The following is a 15743-nucleotide window of genomic DNA, read 5'->3' as shown; positions in this document are numbered from 1 at the left end:
GTCATGGGTCATATTCTACGACACATGCTCTACTTTTGTTCCTTCTTCTTTTTTCTTCTTACCCCGACTTACTGAGCGGATACCATTTTTTCTAATGCAATTGATGCTTTAGAAGAAACAAATCAAGGACGTTCCTTTTCTGAAATCGAAAATCTACCCAATCAAATTAAAATTCATACTAGTCTGAGTGAAGATATGCATTGGGTATTGATTAGGATCCAAGATAACGGAGCGGGGATACCAATTGAAATTCGAAACCAAATATTTAACAATTTGTTTACAACCAAACCAGTAGGGAAAGGAACTGGTTTAGGTTTATCAATTAGCTATCAAATTATAGTTGAAAAACACAGTGGTAAGCTCTGGTTTGAGTCTGTAACAGGGGAAGGAACAACATTTGTTATTCAATTACCAATTTAGATTGACAATACAGGAATTCCGTATGCCAACAAGGGAGAACTTTAAAATTCTTTGGCTTAGATCTTGCACCTGGTGTCGATTAACTTGCTGTGCGGAGTCTTGACAACTGTCGATTAACTTTCTTGTCGATTAACTTTCTGTTCGGAGTCTTGTCATCTTTTGGTGAAAGGTGTTGCGTTCCGTGCTTTCAGTCATCAATTCCGGACTCTCTTTAATACTAATCACAACACATACAACTATAAGAGACGTAGCATGCTACGCCTCTACGGTTTTTTCGACCTAAGCATCTGTATTTGATTAATGGCTTCTAATCGCAGTAGAACTAGAGAAAATTTATATACTATTGACCAAACTTCAGTCTTGCTTGGTCCATGAATTCTGGTGTAATAGTTTCCTGTTCTACTTTACGCGCGAATTCTTCTATTTTTGCTCTTGCCTGAGAACGAACGAAAAAAGGAATATTTTTGAGTTTAGCCTTTGCTTCCTTTGACCATTGGAAAGTGCCGGGAAAATTAACGCTGCTCATAAAACTTACTCCCAATTTAAATAGCATAGAACTTATGCAAGCTTTCCTTTTTCTGGAAAGTTTGAGAGGATCGAAAATTTTTAAGTCTTTTATACAAATATTATGATAACTGGAGTTAGAATGACTGGCATATTTACTCATAAAAAATTAATCTCAGTAACTTAGGAGTTAAGCGAAATTCAAGATTTAGGAATCATAAGTTAACAACAAGAAGAATACTTATAGTTATACCAATTTGGAAAAATAATAAGACAGATAGATTTTGTAGAGACGTTGCATGCAACGTCTCTACCGGAGAATCTGTTGCAATAATTTGTTGAATTGGTATTACCTACTACCAAATCCCCAATCCCCAATCCCCAATCCCCAAAATAAAAAAAGCCCCTGTCAAGGGACAGGGACTGATATGATTCTCAGTGAGAAAACTAAACTTTAAATTAACGATCTAGTCAATGTCGTTCATGAATAGAACTGGTTCGGTTTCCCGGTCAATTCCTTTCTCGAAACCACCAGCAGCCGCTCTTGCACGACCAGCATGCCATAGGTGACCAACGAGGAAGAAGAACGCCAAGATAAAGTGAGAACCAGCTAACCACTGACGGAGGTTAACAAAGTTAAATGAGTTAGGTTCGGTAATTACACCGCCAACTGAGTTGATGGATCCATTAGGAGCATGGGTCATGTACTCAGAAGCACGACGAATTTGCCAAGGCTGAACGTCGTTCTTAATTTTGTCGATGTCCAAACCGTTAGGACCACGTAGTGGCTCTAACCAAGGTCCACGGAAATCCCAGAAGCGCATGGTTTCACCACCGAAGATGATTTCACCACTAGGAGCACGCATCAAGTATTTACCTAAGCCTGTAGGACCTTGAGCAGATGCAACGTTAGCACCTAACTTTTGGTCGCGAACCAAGAATACGAAAGATTGTGCTTGGGATGCTTCAGCGTTTGTTGGGCCGAAGAATTCACTGGGGTATGCTGTGTTATTAAACCATACAAAGCAGGCAGCGATAAAGCCCATTAAGGATAAAGCGCCTAAGCTGTAGGAAAGATAAGCTTCACCAGACCAGATGAAAGCACGGCGCGCCCAACCAAATGGCTTGGTTAGGATATGCCAAATACCACCAGAAATACAAATTAGACCAACCCAGATGTGACCGCCGATCACATCTTCCATGTTGTTTACGCCAACTAACCAGCCTTCTCCACCAAAAGGTGAAGTAAACAGGTAGCCAAAGATAACGGCTGGATTCAAGGTGGGGTTGCTGATTATACGAACATCACCACCACCAGGTGCCCAAGTGTCGTAAACACCACCAAAGAACATAGCTTTGAGTACCAACAGGAAGGCACCACATCCAAGGATGATTAGGTGGAAACCAATAATGTTGGTCATCTTGTTCTTATCTTTCCAGTCATAACCAAAGAAAGAAGAATATTCTTCTAAGGTTTCTGGACCGCGAATGGCGTGGTAGATTCCACCAAAACCAAGTACGGCTGAAGAAATTAGGTGAAGTACACCAACTACAAAGTAAGGGAAGGTATCAATTACTTGACCGCCAGGACCAACTCCCCATCCGAGAGTAGCCAAGTGAGGGATAAGAATTAAACCTTGTTCAAATAAAGGCTTCTCAGGTACAAAGTGAGCAACTTCAAATAAGGTCATTGCTCCAGCCCAGAAGACAATTAAGCCAGCATGGGCAACGTGTGCGCCAAGAAGTTTACCTGATAGATTGATTAAGCGGGCATTACCTGACCACCAGGCGAAGCCGGACGACTCTTGGTCGCGTCCAACACCCATTACGCCAGTATTAGAGAGCGTTACCACGAGGTAGAACCTCCTCAGGAAATATAAATTGTTGGTGAGGCTGATCTTGAGGTGCCATCCAAGCACGGATACCCTCGTTCAGCAAAATGTTTTTGGTATAAAATGTTTCAAATTCTGGATCTTCTGCTGCTCGCAGTTCCTGGGATACGAAGTCGTATGCCCGTAGGTTCAAGGCTAAGCCTACAATCCCTACCGCACTCATCCACAAACCTGTTACTGGAACAAACAACATGAAGAAGTGCAACCAACGTTTGTTGGAGAAAGCAATACCGAAAATCTGAGACCAGAAACGGTTTGCAGTCACCATTGAGTAGGTTTCTTCTGCTTGAGTTGGTTCAAAAGCACGGAAAGTGTTAGATCCTTCACCGTCTTCAAACAAGGTATTTTCTACTGTTGCACCGTGAATCGCACAGAGTAATGCTCCACCTAGTACACCTGCTACTCCCATCATGTGGAAGGGGTTAAGTGTCCAGTTGTGGAAACCTTGTAAGAATAGTAAGAAGCGGAAGATTGCTGCTACGCCGAAGCTTGGAGCAAAGAACCAGGAAGACTGACCCAAGGGGTACATCAAGAAGACGCTGACAAATACAGCAATTGGTGCGGAAAATGCAATGGCATTGTAAGGACGAATCCCTACTAGGCGAGCAATTTCAAATTGTCTCAACATGAAGCCAATCAAACCAAAAGCTCCGTGTAGAGCAACGAAACTCCATAAACCGCCCAATTGACACCAACGAGTGAAATCTCCTTGAGCTTCTGGTCCCCACAACAACAACAGGGAATGTCCCATGCTGTCTGCGGGAGTAGACACTGCTACGGTTAAAAAGTTACATCCTTCCAGGTAAGATGATGCCAAACCGTGGGTATACCAAGATGTAACAAAGGTTGTTCCGGTTAACCATCCACCTAACGCTAGATAAGCGCAAGGGAACAATAGTAATCCCGACCAACCAACGAAGACAAATCTGTCCCGCTTTAACCAGTCGTCTACAACGTCAAACCACCCTCTTTGCGCGGGGGCACGTCCAACTGCGATGGTCATAGGATTAAAATCCTCTTTTACTAAAATTGCAACGTTTTTGGATAAATAACGTCATTTTGGCGTTCTCAGTATGTCAAAATTATACTGAAATTATGAGAAAACTTGCTATTTCTGTAAGCTTTTCTCAGAATCTCGCCAAACAAATAACATGTAGCTAATTTCTCAACTCAATGTTACTTAATGATTCTTAACTTATCACATTTTGTTCCACTTTGTGCCCAATTGACATCCGTAATTTGGGTATCAATTGAAAAGTCTATTTATTAATATCAATATCAGAAATTTTACAATCTGACATACGTTTTCTCAGAAAACTTAAAATTCAAGTTCAAATTAAGTTCAACGGAGGTTGATATTTATGTTGTTGATGGGGCAGACTTTGTAGGGAATATCTTGTGCGCGGTGCAAAAGTTTCATGACGGCATCAACAACCATCAATCGAGGAGAAAACGAAAAGGTCCTCAAGCAAACGGTCTTGGGTTCCCGACGCTTTAGTAATTATTTGTGGGCAACAATCGTAACTGTAGGAGCTACAGGCTTTTTACTAGCCGGGATTTCTAGTTATCTCCAAGTGAATTTATTGCTCATATCCGATCCAACTCAACTCATTTTTGTCCCTCAGGGTCTGGTAATGGGATTATACGGCACTGCTGGGTTGCTACTGTCGTTATATCTATGGCTGGCAATTCTATGGGATTTGGGTGGGGGTTACAACGAATTCGACAAATCTAAAAATAAGATTAAGATTTTCCGTTGGGGCTTTCCGGGTAAAAATCGTCGGATTGAAATAGAGTCGCCGATCGAAGATGCCCAATCTGTAATAGTTGAGATTAAAGAGGGTCTTAACCCCCGTCGCGCACTTTACTTGAGGGTAAAAGGACGTCGGGATATTCCCTTAACGCGGGTGGGGCAACCTTTATCCTTAAAAGAATTAGAAATTCAGGGAGCAGAGTTAGCGAAATTTTTAGGAGTTTCCTTAGAAGGTTTGTAATTTGAAGACCATTAACTCCAACTTATGAGAGGATAAGATACTCTGATTGAGTTTGTAACTAAAAATGTGGTTGAAAATCCCTAATTTATTCTTCGCTTTTGTGATCGTCACTGCTTTAACTTTAGGGGGATGCGCTGGAAATGCCATAGGTTCTAGCTCGACAGATACTAATCTGGCTGTTACTGAAGCAGCACAAAAGACTACCGATAAAAAACCTACTGATTCTACGCAAGCAGTTTCTGTAGCTTATAATGCTAGTGAGAGTTTTCCTGAAATGAAAGATTTACCAAGATTAGAAGGCAAAGCAACTGTAGTAATTACTGTTGGAGGTTCGCCAATCACCATTGAACTAGATGGTGACAACGCTCCCATTACTGCTGGAAATTTTGTAGATTTAGTGCAACGCGGTGTTTACAATGGGCTAGTGTTTCATAGAGTTGTCCGCAGTCCTGAGCCCTTTGTAGTCCAAGGTGGCGACCCGAAAGGTAATGGAACTGGGGGCTTTATTGATGAGAAAACCAAAACAGAACGTATGATACCTTTAGAAATTAAGCCAAAAGGTGCTGAGCAGCCCGTGTACAGTAAAACAATTACCCAAGCTCCAGTACTCGAGCATAAGAGAGGTGTGGTGGCGATGGCGCGTTCCCAAATGCCTGATTCTGCTTCTTCTCAGTTTTACTTTACTTTGGCTGATTTAGCTTTCCTTGATGGAAACTATGCTGTGTTTGGTACAGTGACTGACGGCATGGAAGTTGTTGATAAAATTCAACAAGGCGATCTCATTGATTCAGCTAAAGTCACTGCTGGTGCAGATAATTTAAAGAATGGTGGTAAGTAAGCTTTTAGCTTTTAAATTGAAAAAAAACTAAAAACCTCTACTAATCTCGTAAACTTTCTAATATCCCTATATCGCGATCGCAGACGTTTTGCTAAGACGTTCGATAGTGGGGACGCGTTAGCACAGTGTTAACCTAGGTGAGCACTTCGCGTCTCTACATACAATGTATAATCTGAATTTTATTAGCAAAGATATTTTGAATTTGTGAATTTTGAATTTGTGAATTTTGATTTTGGTTCAAATCTTGCATAAATTTTTTCTATGCATTCTCATAGTAATTTCTAAGTAAATGTTTTTGAGTGGCTGGTTGTAAATGTTAATTAACAGTCAGTAGGTGATTTAAATTTGAATGAGGTTGTTGTCACGGGAATCGGTTTAATTTCGGTATTGGGTATAAACTTAAAGGATAGTTGGGAACAATTAATTCAGGGTAATTCGGGGATTCACCTACATCAACCCTTCCTGGAACTAAAACCGCGACCTTTAGGTTTAATATCAACACAACCGACAGAATTACATACCCTAACACCCCAAGTTGTAAAATCTGCCCTGGAAGATGCAGTTTTAAAACCTCCTTTACCGGAATGTGGAGTTGTTATTGGTTCGAGTCGTGCTTATCAAGCATCTTGGGAAAAGATGGCGAGGGAATTCGATCAAGCTAGCGATTCCAAAGGAGAACTTTTTCCTCAAGCAGCAATAGCACGAAATAATACCTGGTTAGATAATTTACCCCATATGAATGCGATCGCAGCCGCAAGATTAATCGGTGCAGAAAATATAGTTTTAGCACCAATGGCTGCTTGTTCTACAGGTCTTTGGGCGATTTGTGCGGCGACCCAACTAATCCAAACGGGACAATGTCAGAGAGTTATTGCAGGTGCTGTTGAAGCTCCCATTACCCCTTTAACTATTACTGGTTTTCAACAAATGGGTGCTTTAGCTAATGATGGCTTGTATCCTTTTGATGTTAATCGCCAAGGTTTAGCTTTAGGTGAAGGTGGAGCAATTTTTATTCTGGAGTCGAGAGAGTTAGCAAAACAAAGAAAAGCCCAGACATATGGAAATATTACTGGCTTTGGTTTAACTGCAGATGCTTTTCACCCGAATCAACCACATCCCCAAGGTAAAGGTGCAATATCGGCCATTAAACAATGCTTAAATAGATCTGAATTAGCAGCAAGTGATATTGATTATATTCACGCCCATGGAACGGGAACTCAGTTAAACGATCGCGTTGAAAGCTTGGTTATCCAAGATATATTTCCTCCTACAGTCGCTGTCAGTTCTACTAAAGGAGCAACAGGTCATACGATTGGAGCCTCAGGGGCTTTAGGAGTAGCTTTTTCCTTAATGGCTTTACAGCAGCAAATATTACCGCCATCTGTAGGATTAACGGAACCTGAATTTGACCTTAATTTTGTGACTGTTCCAGAGGGAAAGGCTTTAAGGAATACATCCCGTACAGATAAAGTGCGACAAGTAATGTGTTTCAGCTTTGGGTTTGGGGGACAAAATGCTGTAATCGCTTTAAGTCATGAAGCTTGAAGTCATGAAAAACAAATATTTGTATTTTTTATATCTTGATTAAATATTCTGATTTTAGAAATCTCAAATCCACATTTTTGATGTTTGCTTTAAATCTATGATTTCGATTCCAAATTAAAATAATCGATACAAATAATGATTGTCATTGGTAATTCAAAAGTTAGAATTAAGCTGCTTACAAAATTACGAATTACCACATAGAAAATAGGATTTAAGTAGACGCAGTATATAATTACTCAATCAAAAACAAGCATAAATTTTGAGTTACTCTACCGCATTACTCGGATATATTCATCTACACCTCAGAAGATATTTAAACAAGTACAAGTAATACTTTAGTAACTTTCACTCTAAAAGCAAAACATTTGGGGTTCGAGATAAAAGATAATACTTGTGATACGAAATTTGTCAGACTACTTAAATTTACTTAATTGGTACATATAACATCAAGCTTTTTTCAAAAACTTAATTTTTAATCTTAGGACAATTAAGTAAATATAAATAATGGCGGTTAGTTAAACTTGTATTAGTAGATATTACTATTTTTATCTTTTTTCTATACACATTTGAGTAAACCTAATTTAAATTACTCCAGATATAAACGATACAAATTTAATAATTAGACAAATAAAAATCAAAATTTGTAGATAGCTTCTTACAGAAAAACTAGATTAGTTTTACAAGTTGGTTAAAATTTGGTTTTTGGATAAAAAATAGAAAAATCAGTCATTTACAGGGTTATTAGTGAATGAATACTTGAAATATCATCCCTTCATGCTTGAAATTACTCGCAATGCTTAACTCTTCTCAGATAAAAAATTAAAATTATAATTAATGAGGAAATTGCAAACAAACTTAAAACTTATCTTAATTGCCAAATTACCCCAATATAAAATCGATGTTCTCTTCTATCAAGTGATTCAGCCATAATAGTTCATTGGAGAGTCGCTTTTTCAGTCACTAGATACCATAATAAAAATAGACAAAACTTAAAGAATATTTATCAATGCTGATATCCTCCTCTGGTTTCTCCAAGGTCAAAGACTCAGTAAAAAAAACAATTTTATTTGGAAATGAACCAACTCCAGAGTTAATTGCTATCCTCACTGTTTATTTTGTCCAAGGTATTTTGGGGTTGGCGCGTTTAGCCGTCAGTTTTTTCCTCAAAGATGAATTGGGACTGAGTCCCGCTCAAGTTTCGGCATTATTCGGAATTGTGGCTATACCCTGGGTAATCAAGCCAGTATTTGGTTTTATTTCCGATGGGTTACCAATTTTTGGTTATCGGCGACGTCCATATTTAATTTTATCGGGTTTACTCGGAACCCTTTCTTGGATATCTTTAGCAACAGTTGTTAATAATAGTTGGACTGCAACAATTGCGATCGCCTCTAGTTCTTTGAGTGTGGCTGTAAGTGATGTAATTGTTGATTCCTTGGTGGTAGAAAGAGCTAGAGCCGAATCCCAAGAAAAAGCAGGTTCTTTGCAGTCTTTATGTTGGGGAGCTTCTGCTATTGGTAGTTTATTAACTGCTTACCTAAGTGGTTTGCTATTGGAGCATTTTTCGAACCGCACGGTGTTTTTCATTACTGCAGCATTTCCCCTAATAGTTTCAGGGGTTGCTTGGTTGATTGCTGAATCGCCAATTACCCGAGATAGTCGCGAAAAAAATAATAGCGCAAATAATAATCTGCAAGATGATAGCACCAAAAATAGTAAAGATGTTTTGTCAGTTGGACAACAGGTAAAACAACTACGTCAAGCGATCGGTCAAAAAGCAATTTGGTTACCGACAGCTTTTCTTTTTATTTGGCAAGCGACTCCAACTTCTGACTCGGCATTTTTCTTTTTTACGACCAATGAACTGCACTTCGAGCCAGAATTTTTGGGACGGGTACGTTTAGTAACCAGTATTGCCTCCCTTGTTGGAATTTGGATTTTTCAACGTTTCCTTAAAACAGTTCCTTTTAGGGTTATTTTTGGTTGGAGTACAGTAATTTCTGCGGTTTTAGGAATGTCCATGTTGCTTTTGGTCACCCATACCAATCGTAGTTTGGGTATTGATGACCATTGGTTTAGTTTGGGGGACAGTTTGATTTTGACTGTCATGGGACAAATAGCTTATATGCCAGTATTGATTCTTGCTGCGAGATTATGTCCTCCAGGAATCGAAGCAACGTTATTTGCTTTACTAATGTCTGTATCTAATATGGCGGGACTTGTTTCCCACGAGTTAGGTGCAGGGCTAACACATTTATTGGGAGTGACCGAAACTAACTTTGATAACTTGTGGTTGCTAGTAGTAATTTCTAATCTCAGCACATTATTACCATTGCCATTTCTTAATTGGTTGCCAGCTGCTAACTCCCAAAACCAAAATCCCAGCAATAGCAATGGTCTGGAAAGTGTTTCTCCAGCAGTAGGAATTGATTCTGCGGGTACTCATCACCATGGCTCACAATTGGTTCCAGAATTAATGCCTGATTGAATAACATTTGATTAGATGAAAATCTAATTGATTAACTATCTAATTAAATGAGTAATTCATCAGCACATTTTGAGTCGGTAATGTGACTGCTAAAGAACTTATTTAGATAAGAGATACCAGATCTAATTTTCTATTCAATAGAGATGTAAACAGCTGTACCTCAGTTTATTGGGTTAGATATCTAATATTCTCATTGCTTTCTAGCCCCCATAACCCAAAAATCGTGCACATTCATGAGTTACAAGTTTTAAATTTTGCAAGTTCTAAATTCTAAATTATGCCCCAACAAATTTTGAATAGTCTTATCAGGGGTTTATTCTACTACAAAAAGAGGCATTTACAGAAAATACTAACAGGTGAGTTAGAACTGTGTGATCGCAAAATATATTTTGCATAGTGACTTTGCGATCGCGCAAATATGACAAAGCTATTAAATCTTCCAATATAGCTATCCAATCGCTATGTTGACGGCGATGCTGATGTTTGATAAATCAATCTGACTGATGTGTCAATAACGAGTAAATCAAATCTTATTTCCCCAAGTACAAGGAAAATCTCCTGACGTATTTCTTGGGTTATTTTGCTGCGAACATAATTTTGATTCGTAACTTCTAATCGAGATTCAAAAAAACTAACTAAAATTTATGCAGAGTTTTTCAACTTCAGACACATTACCTACATCCACCAATGGGAAGAAAACTTATAATCGTGATGATTGGAAGGGAGGATATCAATCTCTCAAACAAGAATTCGATTATTGGATTGATGAAATTGAAGGAGAAATTCCCCCAGAACTGACAGGAACATTATTTAGAAATGGACCTGGTTTGCTCGATATAAATGGACAAACATTTCAGCATCCATTTGATGGTGATGGAATGATTAGCCGCATCAGTTTTTGTAACGGAAGAGCTCACTTTAGTAATCGCTTTGTCCGCACTAGCGCATACCTGGAAGAACAAGCAGCCGGACAAATTCTTTATCGCGGTGTTTTTGGGACCCAAAAACCTGGAGGTTGGTTAGCAAATGCTTTTGATTTCCGACTAAAAAATATTGCTAACACCAATATTATTTACTGGGGCGGGAAGCTGTTAGCATTATGGGAAGCAGCAGAACCTCACAGACTCGATCCCCATACTTTAGATACCCTGGGTAAAGAACATTTCAATGGTGTTTTATCAGAAGGTGAAGCTTTCTCCGCTCATCCACGCTTCGATCCGAGCAGTTCTCGGGATGACGGTGCGCCCTGTATGGTTAATTTTTCCACCAAAGCAGGACTATCAACCGCAATTACGATTTTTGAATTAGATGATAAAGCTCAAGTAGTCCGCCAACATACTCATAATGTTCCCGGATTCGCCTTTATTCACGATTTTGCCATAACTCCCAATTACTGTATATTTTTTCAAAATCCTGTTACCTTCAATCCTCTTCCCTTCGCTTTGGGGATGCGTGGTGCAGGGGAATGTGTCAAATTCCAACCAGGTAAACCAACACGCGCAGTCATAATTTCACGCAATCCTCCCCAAACAGACAAGAAAAATAACGGAAATTATCGGAGACAACAGATAATTGAAATAGAAGCAGGTTTTGTTTTTCATCACGCCAATGCATACGAAGAAGGGGATGAAATTATTATTGACTCTATTTGCTACGAATCTCTTCCAGAGGTAGAACCTAACAGTGATTTCCGGGAAACAGATTTTGAAAGTCTTAAACCCGGTCAACTGTGGAGATTTCATCTCAATATCAAAGATAATACAAGCCGAAAGGAACTAATTGAGAACTCTTGCTGCGAGTTTCCCACCATCCATCCCGATCAAGTTGGACGTAATAATCGATATGTGTATTTAGGGACAGTAGATCCTAATGTAAGTGGTAATGCTCCCTTACAGGCATTTCTCAAACTTGATCGAGAAACTGGTGAGAAGCAATTTTGGAGTGCTGCACCAAAAGGTTTTGCTAGCGAACCCATCTTTGTACCCTGTGACCCCGGTTCCAATACAGGAGATGAAGATGATGGTTGGCTGTTAGCTGTAATTTATGATTCAGCCGAACATCGCTCCGATGTGGTGATTTTAGATGCCAAAGACTTGCAGCAAGGACCAATTGCAAAATTACACTTAAAGCACCACATCCCCTATGGTTTGCATGGTAATTTTACTTCAAAGGTATTTATTTGACTGAAATGTCTTCAGCCTCTCGCCATACTATATGACGGTTTTCGGTTGAGAACATTTACACCTTGAATAGACCTCCATTGTTTAATAGTTTTTTGTGCCATTGAGCCTCAAAAGATTTACAAAAATCATCTATATGACAAAACAAAGCATCTAAACTGAACATAGGGCAGGCTGCTGATTTGATGTTATTCTCAGTTTACTACCTGCCCTTTTTCTTATCCCGAACTCAGGTTAAAATACCAAATTGCTAGCAAATTTGCGACCTTTGGCTGATGGATAAATTTTCAATTACTACTCAATTTCAAGTTTTCTAAACCCTGGGTTACTTTAGCTGAATCAATGAGATCGCCTTGTTGAATTTTATCAACAACTTCCATGCCGTCAGTCACTGTACCAAACACAGCATAGTTTCCATCAAGGAAAGCTAAATCAGCCAAAGTAAAGTAAAACTGAGAAGAAGCAGAATCAGGCATTTGGGAACGCGCCATCACCACCACACCTCTCTTATGCTCGAGTACTGGAGCTTGGGTAATTGTTTTACTGTACACGGGCTGCTCAGCACCTTTTGGCTTAATTTCTAAAGGTATCTTGCGTTCCTTACCCGTTTTCTCATCAATAAAGCCCCCAGTTCCATTACCTTTCGGGTCGCCACCTTGGACTACAAAGGGCTCAGGACTGCGGACAACTCTATGAAACACTAGCCCATTGTAAACACCGCGTTGCACTAAATCTACAAAATTTCCAGCAGTAATGGGAGCGTTGTCACCATCTAATTCGATGGTGATTGGCGAACCTCCAACAGTCATTACTACAGTTGCTTTGCCTTCTAATCTTGGTAAGTTTGCAAATACCTTAGAAAGTGACGTTGAGTTTCTCTGTGGATTATTACTTTTTGGTAGTTCAGTCATTATCGGTGAAGAACTTGCAGGATTTGATGGCTTTGAAGAAGGAGAACTAGGAAGTGTCTCCGGTAAATCACTGGTATTAAAAAACACATTAACAACTATTACTGCGATCACCAAACCTCCACTTCCTAATCCAGCCCACTTCAAAAACTGCCTGCGGTTGATTGGCGTTGGGGATATAGTAGTTGTAGTTTGTGTTTGGCGTCTCCCTGCTTCTTGTTGCTGCTTTATTCTCTCTTGTTCCTGCTGCTTTCGCTTTTCAGCCTCTTGTTGCTGTCTTATTCTCTCTTGTTCCTGCTGTTTCCGTCTTTCAGCTTCTTGTTGCTGCTTTATTTTCTCTTGTTCCTGTTGCTTTCGTCTTTCAGCTTCTTGCTGTTGCTTTATTCTCTCTTGTTCTTGCTTCTTGCGTCTTTCAGTTTCTTGTTGCTCGCGTAATCTCTGTGCTTCCTGCTGTTGTCTTTTCCTCTCTGTTTCCTTTCGATCAACAATTAGTTGTTCTATCTGCAATACTTCTTCATCACTAAGCTGTAAAGATTGTCGTAGGTTCCTTAACTGTTTACGACTAGCTTCAGTTAGGGGAAATTCTTGTTCTACTGCTTGAGAGAATCTTTGCCGATACTGTGCTAAATTCTGCTGATGTTGCTCTTCCCTTTGAGTATTAATCTCAACAATATTACTCTCAACAGTTCCTCCCCTTCCTCCCTCAGAAGAATTAGGAAATTGAGAATTTGAAAAATCTGTCTGTTTCTGAGCAATTCTTTTAATAGCTTGAAATGCACGTCCCTCAACACCAGTAACTCCCCAAAGTCTTTTCCACAGACTTTCCGCTAATAAAAAATCTCCTTCCAGTTCTGCTTGCTGTGCTCGATCAATTAAAGGTTGTACATCTCGAAAATTAGCAAACTGCTTTAATAGAATAAAATACATTTTGTAAGGCGGATCGGCCTTAAAGTAGGGATACTGTACCAGTCTTCTATGTTGAGTATTTAACTGTGGAACCCTGTTATACAAATGTCGCGCCAGACGCTCAACCGTTGCACAATTACCCCCTCCCTGTAACTTTAATCCTTCCAACAAAGCATGGGTAAACGCACCATGTTGTAACTCATCGATTTCCCAAGATTGTTCATTTGCATTACAGGAATAAAATGTAATTACTCCTTGATGTTCCTCCTCACCAATTCCCAATCCTCCCCTACCACCTTCATCTCGACAAGCATCGATAAATAAAACAACATTATCAGCACCACTGCGACGCAATCGCTGAGTTACATAATCAACAGAAATAGCTGTTCTATCCACTGCTTGGGGGTCGCTATCCAAGAACATTAAATAATCTTGGTCTTGGTATCTTCTACCATGTCCAGCAAAGAAAAACCACAGATTATCTTCTGGTTGCAGCAAAGGTTTTTGAAACTGGAAATTTAAAAATCTTAGAAAACGCCCATGTGTAGGTTGAGTTGGTATGGGTCTACTAGCAGGAATTGGCGGAGAATTTTCCGTAAACAGAAATACCCGATCAAACTTAGCTTCCTGCTGAAACCAAGTTTGCATCGCTTCAGCATCCCGTTGAGCATACTTCAACGGTTGCAAGTTATCGTAGTGATTGATGCCGATCGCGATCGCCCAATTCTTACCCATCTGTTTCGTCGATTATTTCCGCTTAAACTTAAAGGTCATTCCTCCTTTACCTCCAGCTTTTCCCCCACCAATTCCAAACAAGTTGATTTTTCCTTCCCCATTAATTTCCACAGATAACTCTACTTCATCAAGTTGTATTTTGGAATTTGATGTTTCTGCTTCATCCAGCATTTCCCTCATTGCTTGCAGAAACCCTCTCATTTCTTCTTTAAGTTTACTTACTTCTACAGGGCGTCTGGTAATAGCTAATTTTTTCCCTGTCGGTGTATCAAAAACTATTTTTTTCTCATTGGTTTCCGCACCAAGGTATCCTCCTGTATCATCACTTCCTCTAGCACCTCTATAGGTAGATTTTTCATCGGTGGGTGATGTTTCCGATATTTCTTCAGTAATGATCCAAATTTTGTCTGGGGAAGAATTTTCTGATGACATAGGATTTATGTATATGATTTGAACTGCTATGGCTTTAACTCACTTTTAGTTACTGAACTAAAGCACCAATAAATATAGGTCAGAATAAATTACAGATATTCATTACCTACGGTCTGCAAAGGCAATAACAGCAAATATTTTTTTCGCCTATATATTATTTCTGTCTTAGATGCACCAGTTCGATCTATCTTTCTCCTAGTATAGGACTTACGTATAGTACAAAAATACTAATTTAAAGTAACGAGAATACGTTGTTTCAGACTATTTTCAATAACTCCATGATTAAAGTAATTGCGTAAAAGGTATCGGAAAATTGATGTTTAATGCCTAAAATACATGCTTCATATTTTTCTCATTATGTCAATGCGTAAGTCCTATAGTATTATAAATACAGACCGCAAAATATTGTTGAATATTAACCTGATATTTACAACTAATATAAGTTTTACTCATTCAGTTTGAGTTTCTTTAAATTTCAAGAAAACTCTAGCTTTTGGTTTAAATATGGCAAAAGACCAAGAATGGAGTTAACGCATTCTTGATACTCCCGAAGTTTTAGGAATAGAGAATTTTGGTGACAGAGGTGTAACCATTCGGGTGTGGATCAAAACCCAACCTTTAAAGCAGTGGGAGGTCGCCAGAGAATACAGGCGTCGCGTCAAAATTGCCTTTGACGAAGCAGGAATTTCTATCCCTGTACCCCAGCAATCAATTTGGCTCAATGAAATTCAATCTTTACCATCTCGATTGGGGAGTAGGGATTAGGTAATTGTTAATGGATGATTATCATTGGTAAATATTTTCTTTTCTTTAACTACCTTATTCCTTATCCCAAACCCCAATCCGCTCCTATGAGCGAGCAGCTTGCGCCACCTTAAGCTCTACAGCTTGCTGCATTAGG

At 39.3% G+C, this 15743-nt stretch carries 11 protein-coding genes and 3 pseudogenes; 7 read left to right on the top strand and 7 right to left on the bottom strand.

Annotation, left to right across the window (positions count from 1 at the left end; genetic code table 11):
* The first annotated feature begins 84 nt into the window (after positions 1-84).
* A complete protein-coding gene (locus BC008_RS29685) occupies positions 85-420 on the top strand; it encodes a sensor histidine kinase (protein WP_082650665.1) in 336 nt (111 codons plus the stop codon).
* Between the two features lie 340 nt (positions 421-760).
* Here the strand turns inward: BC008_RS29685 and BC008_RS29680 are convergent, their stop codons facing one another.
* The 3 genes from BC008_RS29680 to psbD form a co-directional block, all read right to left on the bottom strand.
* On the bottom strand, positions 761-946 hold the full coding sequence (locus BC008_RS29680) for a PCP reductase family protein (RefSeq protein WP_027847083.1): 186 nt from the start codon (positions 944-946) through the stop codon (positions 761-763).
* A 445-nt stretch (positions 947-1391) separates the two neighbouring features.
* A complete protein-coding gene (psbC, locus tag BC008_RS29675) occupies positions 1392-2777 on the bottom strand; it encodes a photosystem II reaction center protein CP43 (RefSeq protein WP_058184127.1) in 1386 nt (461 codons plus the stop codon).
* On the bottom strand, positions 2761-3819 hold the full coding sequence (gene psbD, locus BC008_RS29670; protein WP_058184126.1) for a photosystem II D2 protein (photosystem q(a) protein): 1059 nt from the start codon (positions 3817-3819) through the stop codon (positions 2761-2763). Before psbD ends, psbC begins: the two co-directional genes overlap by 17 nt.
* A gap of 415 nt (positions 3820-4234) precedes the next feature.
* Between psbD and BC008_RS29665 the strand changes: the two genes are divergently transcribed.
* The 5 genes from BC008_RS29665 (at position 4235) to BC008_RS29645 (ending at position 11864) form a co-directional block, all read left to right on the top strand.
* Positions 4235-4810: a photosystem I assembly protein Ycf4 gene (locus BC008_RS29665; protein WP_027846975.1), complete on the top strand. Its 576-nt coding sequence runs from the start codon at positions 4235-4237 to the stop codon at positions 4808-4810.
* Positions 4811-4874: 64 nt separating this feature from the next.
* Positions 4875-5648: a peptidylprolyl isomerase gene (locus BC008_RS29660; protein ID WP_058184125.1), complete on the top strand. Its 774-nt coding sequence runs from the start codon at positions 4875-4877 to the stop codon at positions 5646-5648.
* A gap of 345 nt (positions 5649-5993) precedes the next feature.
* On the top strand, positions 5994-7193 hold the full coding sequence (locus BC008_RS29655) for a beta-ketoacyl-ACP synthase (RefSeq protein WP_027846094.1): 1200 nt from the start codon (positions 5994-5996) through the stop codon (positions 7191-7193).
* Between the two features lie 1006 nt (positions 7194-8199).
* On the top strand, positions 8200-9681 hold the full coding sequence (locus BC008_RS29650; RefSeq protein WP_082650664.1) for a folate/biopterin family MFS transporter: 1482 nt from the start codon (positions 8200-8202) through the stop codon (positions 9679-9681).
* A 644-nt stretch (positions 9682-10325) separates the two neighbouring features.
* Entirely contained in the window at positions 10326-11864 is a 1539-nt protein-coding gene (locus tag BC008_RS29645) for a carotenoid oxygenase family protein (protein ID WP_027846095.1), read from the top strand.
* Positions 11865-11922: 58 nt separating this feature from the next.
* Here BC008_RS29645 and BC008_RS52935 read toward each other — a convergent pair.
* The 4 genes and pseudogenes from BC008_RS52935 to BC008_RS29635 all read right to left on the bottom strand — a co-directional run.
* Positions 11923-12027: pseudogene (locus tag BC008_RS52935) on the bottom strand (IS982 family transposase); the annotation flags it as partial.
* 121 nt (positions 12028-12148) lie between these two features.
* Complete coding sequence (locus BC008_RS46865) at positions 12149-12859, bottom strand: peptidylprolyl isomerase (protein ID WP_407657085.1); 711 nt, start codon at positions 12857-12859, stop codon at positions 12149-12151.
* A gap of 864 nt (positions 12860-13723) precedes the next feature.
* A pseudogene (locus BC008_RS51650) lies at positions 13724-14410 on the bottom strand (caspase family protein); the annotation flags it as partial.
* 12 nt (positions 14411-14422) lie between these two features.
* The gene (locus tag BC008_RS29635) at positions 14423-14842 is read right to left on the bottom strand and encodes a Pepco domain-containing protein (RefSeq protein WP_027846961.1); all 420 of its coding nucleotides are present in this window, start codon (positions 14840-14842) and stop codon (positions 14423-14425) included.
* A gap of 531 nt (positions 14843-15373) precedes the next feature.
* Between BC008_RS29635 and BC008_RS46855 the strand changes: the two are divergent.
* Positions 15374-15607 (top strand): annotated as a pseudogene (locus BC008_RS46855) (mechanosensitive ion channel family protein); the annotation flags it as partial.
* Positions 15608-15743 lie beyond the last annotated feature (136 nt).

This window comes from Mastigocoleus testarum BC008 (assembly GCF_001456025.1).
In the GTDB taxonomy this organism is placed as follows: domain Bacteria; phylum Cyanobacteriota; class Cyanobacteriia; order Cyanobacteriales; family Nostocaceae; genus Mastigocoleus; species Mastigocoleus testarum.
Note: the sequence above shows the minus strand (reverse complement) of the source record. Positions and strands in the feature narration are given on the sequence as shown.